The following is a 6,170-nucleotide window of genomic DNA, read 5'->3' as shown; positions in this document are numbered from 1 at the left end:
CCGTTACTGCTTGGTCTACCTTCGCTTTGGCTGCTTCTTTTTCTTCTGTTGTCGCATCCTGGATTCGATCAATTGCCTCTTTCTTAGCTCTAGCTACTTCATCAATTGCCTCTCTTGCTTTTATTTTTTTCGTAATTTCTGGTTGGATTGCATTAATAAAATTCGTACCATTTGTTTTAGCAGTATCTACATTTTCATTTTTTAGTGCTTGATGAATTTGTTCCTTAGCCTTAGTAACCTCTTGATCTATTTTCGCTATTGCTGCCTCTTTTTCTTCTACTGTTGCATCAGGTGTTTGATCAATTGCTGCTTTTTTAATTCGGGCTACCTCATCGATTGTATCTCTTGCATCTGATTTTTTAACCACTTCTGGAATAACTGCATTAATTGCAGTTATTCCTTCATTTTGTGCATCATCTACACTTGAATTAGTAGTTGCTTGATTAATATTATTTTTAGCTTCGGTTACTATTTTATCTACTTTTACCTTTGCGACTTCTTTTTCTTCTATAGTCGCATCTTCTATTAAATCAATTTCTTGTTTTTTAGCTATAGCGGCTTGATCAATTGCTTGTGCAGCAGCATTTTTCTTTACTGGATGCGCTACTACTTGTGATATTTCGTTTACTTTGTTTTCTTTTAATATTTCAATTTCATTATTGTGATTTAGACTATTAATATCTGCTTTTGCTCTAGCTACCAAATTATCTATCTCAGTTTTAGCTGCATTTTTTTCTTCTAAAGTTGCATTATTATCCTTATCTATTTCAACTTTTCTTGCAGATGCTATATTATCTATTGCAGTTCTAGCGTTACTTCGAACAGTTGGAGTTATAGTAGCAGCATTCACACTATCTATGCTACTTGTTTTTTGTTGCGCTACACCATTATTTGTAGTTTCATTCATAATATTTGTTGTAGCCTCTGACACTAAATTATCAATCGTTGCTTTTGCAGCTTCTTTTTCTTCTACTGTTGCATCAGGATTATTATCAAACTCTACTTTTTTAGCATTTGCTCTTTCAGTTAATTCATCAATTGCTGCTTGCTTTACTGTTGGAGTAAGATCAATCATTGTAATTTCATTAATTCCAGTGTCTTTATTTGTTGCTACATCATTTGAAGTCATTGATTGATCAACAGTTGTATAACTAGATTGTAGTGCTTGATTCACTTGCTCAATCACAGCATTTTTTTCTTCAATTGTAGCTGTATCGTTACCCATAAAGAGCGCTCTTTTAGTTCTTGCAACTTTGTCTAATGATAATTTAGCATGTGCTTTATCTAAATTTAAATCGATACTATTAATCGTTGCTTGATCTTTCAATTCACTTATAGGCATCTCATCTGTTTCAGCTAATACTTCTTTAGCTTTTCTAAGTACCACTTGCATTGCTTCCCATACTTCTGGTGAATTATCGTTTTGATCAAGATTGGCTAAATCATCCTCAATTTCTGTTACTTTGTCTCTCAAATGTTGCTTATACATTTTAACTGTAATAGTTTGTTTATCTAATACAATATCTCCTTGTCGCATAGCAGAATCAACACTTACAAATTCATTATGCACACCGTATCTTGTATAATGATCGCCATTATTACGTCCAAAATCTTTAGAATCACTTAACCTATTCATATTTATACCATCTGTAACATAAGTCAAATGTCCTAAGAATTCTTTTTCAATTGGTCGATCAGTTGGTAAGGATAATCCTATAGAAATATTTTTACTTGCTCCTGCTTCAAGTCGATCTATTTTAACTGTTAACTCTTTAGTTGCTGCATTAAATTTTCCAGTAGCATTTTTTGTAGATACATATGTCACATCTTCTGGTAAAACAATCGTATATTCTGTTTTATTTGAACTAGAATGTCCTCTATTTTCAATTCTAAACCCTATTTCTTGATAAACTCGATCAGCATTTATGGATCCAGATTGTGCAAAGTAGTGTGTATTATTTACTGTCGCAGTTAAATATGCGCCACTATTAATGGTAACATCAGCTAACACTCCGCCTCCAAAGTTATTAGGACCAGTAAGGAGTCTATGTCCATTAGTAGAATCAGTACTACGATTTAATGCCGATTCAAATCTTAATCTTAATCGTGAGACTGTTTCTGGCACTTGAAATACACCTACAAAGTTACCAATTGGGTTCTGTAATATATCCGGAGTTCCTTTATATAAAAGTGTAGAAGGATTATTCGCATCGTAAATATACACTCTTGCACCATTAACCCCCCATATATTATTCATACTACTAGAAATATAATGTAATTGGATTTCTGATCCAGGAGTAACATCAACATCTTGGTAAATTGATCCTACTGTAGGATCAGCTATACCTGGAACTTGATTAAAGTTACCATTATATTTTGATAGTACTACACCAATTTTATTATTGGTTTTATCGAATATATAAGGATTGTATGCGGGCAACGATTTAGGACCCCAAATTAATGGAATGATGGTTTGATCATTACTATTTACATGCCAACCCGGTACAGTATTTGCTTCATTCATTGCAGACTCTAAATTCTTAGTCGGTATCGTCGCACCCTGTGAATTATCTGTAAATGTCCCATTAATGATTTGACCAGTATTTTGTTCATTTACAGCCATCGGATCTGTATTTGTAGTACTAGGAGTGTTATCTACTGAACGTTTCCCTCTTCTATGTGGTTGATTAACGTTTGTAGTTTCATGATTATTTTCATTACTAACTACGTCATTAGTTGTTACTTTCTCATTATGATTTGTATTATTTTCAGTACTATTAATTACATTATTCACTGTACCTTCTTCACGTTCACGGTTAATTGAATAATCAATTGAAGTATTACTTTCATTATTTCGATTATTTTCATTTGAATTAGATGTATTTGCTGACGTTGTTTCATTATGTGGTTGTTCAATATTAGTATTTTGTTTATTAATCGTCGCACTTTCATTCGTTTGTGGCGCACTTGTATTTGTTTCTGCATCATGAGTTGCTGCATGACCAGGATGTGATAAAAACACTAATGTAGCAATTAGCGTTGAAAATGTCCCCACACTAAATTTACGAATACTAAATTTCTGTTTTTTAAAAAGATTCATTATGTTTCCTCCTTGATGTTCTCTCTTGATGTCAATTGTTATAATGAAAATGTTTTATGTATGCTATAGTTGTTACTATCACTTACATAATATTATATTCACACTTAAATATAATATCATAATAAAATTAAAAGTACTACAACTAAATAATATAAAAATATTAAAAATAAGTTAAATTATAAAAAAACAGCGAAGAATCATAACTTCGCTGTTTTTCTGTATTATTGTTTAAATATCTATAAATCATTATATACTGTCTATTTCAATACCTTCATCACCCCATGCTTGCATGCCACCTTCAACATTAACTGCATGAATACCTTCATTTTCAAGGTAGTTCGCTACTTTTTCACTACGAACACCTGCAGCACAAACGATGTAGTACGTTTCATTTTTATTAAATTGATTTAAGTTATCAGCAATTTGATCCATTGGAATAGTTTTAGCACCAGGAATTGTCCCCATTGCAGTTTCTTCATCTGTTCGCACATCGATAATATTTACTGGATTAGATCCTAGTATTTTCTCTTTTAATTGATCTACTGTAATTGTTTCCATTTTAAAACTCCTCTTCCATTATTTTGCAACGATATTCACTAATTTTTGAGGTACAGCGATAACTTTTTTAATCTCTTTACCTTCTATAGATAGTTTAACATTTTCATTTTGTAATGCTAACTCTTGCATATCTTCTTTAGATAAGTCTTTAGGAATATTGATTTTCGCTCTTACTTTACCATTAACTTGCACTACAATTTCAATCTCATCATCTACAAGTAATGATTCATTATACGTAGGCCAAGGTTGATACGTAATAGTTTCTTGATTGCCTAAACGTTGCCATAACTCTTCACTAATGTGAGGGGCAATTGGTGCTAACATTTTAACAAATCCTTCTACATAAGGTTTGTAAATGTGATTCGCTTTATAACAATCATTGATAAATACCATTAATTGACTAATTGCCGTATTAAAGTTAAGAGTATCAAAGTCTTCAGTCACTTTTTTAACCGTTTGATTATAAACTTTATCTAATGAATTATCGTTATTTTCAACAATTTTATTAGATAATGACCCATCTTCATTAATGAATAATCTCCATACACGATCTAAGAAACGTCTAGAGCCATCTAACCCATTTTCACTCCATGCTATAGCTGCATCTAATGGTCCCATAAACATTTCATATAGGCGTAATGTATCTGCGCCATGGGATGCTACGATATCGTCAGGATTAACAACATTACCTTTAGATTTACTCATTTTTTCGTTGCCTTCACCGAGAATCATACCTTGGTTGAATAATTTTTGGAATGGTTCTTTCGTAGGAACTACACCTAAATCATATAATACTTTATGCCAGAATCTTGAATAAAGTAAGTGAAGTACCGCATGTTCTACTCCACCAATATATAAGTCTACCGGCAACCAATGTTTTAATTTCTCTGGATCTGCTAACATATTCTCATTATGTGGATCAATATATCGTAAATAATACCAACAACTACCAGCCCATTGTGGCATAGTATTTGTTTCGCGACGTCCTTTCATGCCTGTTTTTTCATCAACAACGTTTACAAAGTCATCAATATTCGCTAATGGTGATTCTCCCGTACCAGATGGTTTGATTTGATCAGTTTCAGGAAGTAATAATGGAAGTTCTTCTTCAGGCACAGTTGTCATCGTACCATCTTCCCAATGAATCACTGGAATTGGTTCTCCCCAATAACGTTGTCTACTAAATAACCAGTCACGTAATTTGTAATTCACTTTTTTCTCGCCAGCACCTTTGGCTTCGAGTAAAGTAATTGCTTTAGAAATTGCTTCTTTATTATCTAGCCCATCTAGTTCGCCAGAATTGATATGTGCACCTTCTCCAGTATATGCTTCTTCTTGAACGTTTCCGCCCTCGATAACTTCAATGATAGGTAAATCAAATTTCTTAGCAAATTCATGGTCGCGCTCATCATGTCCTGGTACTGCCATAACTGCACCCGTACCATAAGTCGATAATACATAATCAGCAATCCAAATTGGAAGTTTCTTACCTGATAATGGGTTAATAGCATACGCCCCAGTAAACACACCTGATTTATCTTTTGCTAAATCAGTACGCTCTAAGTCTGATTTTTTTGATGCTTCTTCTTGATACTGTTTAACCACTTCTTTTTTGTCATCAGTAGTCATTTCATTCACTAACGCATGTTCAGGACTAAGTACTAAGAATGTTGTACCGTAGATAGTATCTGGACGTGTTGTAAACACATCAATAGTGTCATTAGTATTTTCAACATTAAATGACACACGTGCACCTTCAGAACGACCAATCCAGTTTCTTTGCATATCTTTAATTGATTCAGGCCAATCTAATTCATCTAAATCTTCTAATAAACGATCGGCATATTCTGTAATTTTTAATACCCATTGTTTCATCGGACGTCTATATACAGGATGACCTCCACGTTCTGATACACCATCTACAACCTCTTCATTTGATAACACTGTACCAAGTGCTGGACACCAGTTTACTGCAACCTCATCTACATATGCGAGTCCTTTATTATAAAGCTGAATAAAAATCCATTGCGTCCATTTATAATATTCAGGATCTGTAGTATTAACTTCTCGATCCCAGTCATAACTAAAACCTAGTTCTTGAATTTGACGTTTAAATGTTTGAACATTCTTTTTAGTAAATTCTCTAGGATCATTTCCTGTATCTAACGCGTACTGCTCAGCGGGTAATCCAAAGGCATCCCATCCCATTGGATGTAATACATTATATCCTTGCATACGTTTATAACGAGAAATAATATCCGTTGCAGTATATCCTTCTGGATGTCCTACGTGTAATCCCGCACCAGATGGATATGGAAACATATCTAATGCATAGAATTTTTTTTGGCCTAAATTATCGCTTGCTTTGAATGTTTTATTCTCAGCCCAATAATTTTGCCATTTCTGTTCAATCTCTTTGTGATTATAACCCAAAGTATTTTCCTCCTAATAAAAATAAAACACCTCAAACTATTACTTTTGACAGGGACGACTTTCTTTAGCCGCGGTACCA

The 6,170-nt window shown here is 33.4% G+C and carries 3 protein-coding genes and 1 other annotated feature (1 of these 4 cut by a window edge); all 3 genes read right to left on the bottom strand.

Annotated elements, in window-relative coordinates; all coding sequences use genetic code 11:
• On the bottom strand, nt 1–3,100 hold a 3,100-nt coding region (locus HMPREF2629_RS04635; RefSeq protein WP_141756715.1), incomplete at its 3' end, for a SasC/FmtB family protein.
• Nucleotides 3,101–3,346: 246 nt separating this feature from the next.
• The gene (locus HMPREF2629_RS04630) at nt 3,347–3,658 is read right to left on the bottom strand and encodes a rhodanese-like domain-containing protein (protein ID WP_017176351.1); all 312 of its coding nucleotides are present in this window, start codon (nt 3,656–3,658) and stop codon (nt 3,347–3,349) included.
• A gap of 18 nt (nt 3,659–3,676) precedes the next feature.
• Nucleotides 3,677–6,091, bottom strand: a complete 2,415-nt coding sequence (leuS, locus tag HMPREF2629_RS04625) for a leucine--tRNA ligase (RefSeq protein WP_017176352.1) — start codon at nt 6,089–6,091, stop codon at nt 3,677–3,679.
• Between the two features lie 47 nt (nt 6,092–6,138).
• Nucleotides 6,139–6,170 (bottom strand) — a binding site (T-box leader) (it continues 159 nt past the right edge of the window).

Source organism: Staphylococcus sp. HMSC034C12 (genome assembly GCF_001835895.1).
In the GTDB taxonomy this organism is placed as follows: domain Bacteria; phylum Bacillota; class Bacilli; order Staphylococcales; family Staphylococcaceae; genus Staphylococcus; species Staphylococcus hominis.
This window is presented reverse-complemented; position numbering and strand designations above follow the sequence as displayed.

Coding starts and splice junctions, on each gene's coding strand:
- HMPREF2629_RS04630 (WP_017176351.1), bottom strand. CDS start 3,658: ATGGAAACAATTACAGTAGATCAATTAAAAGAGAAAATACTAGGATCT.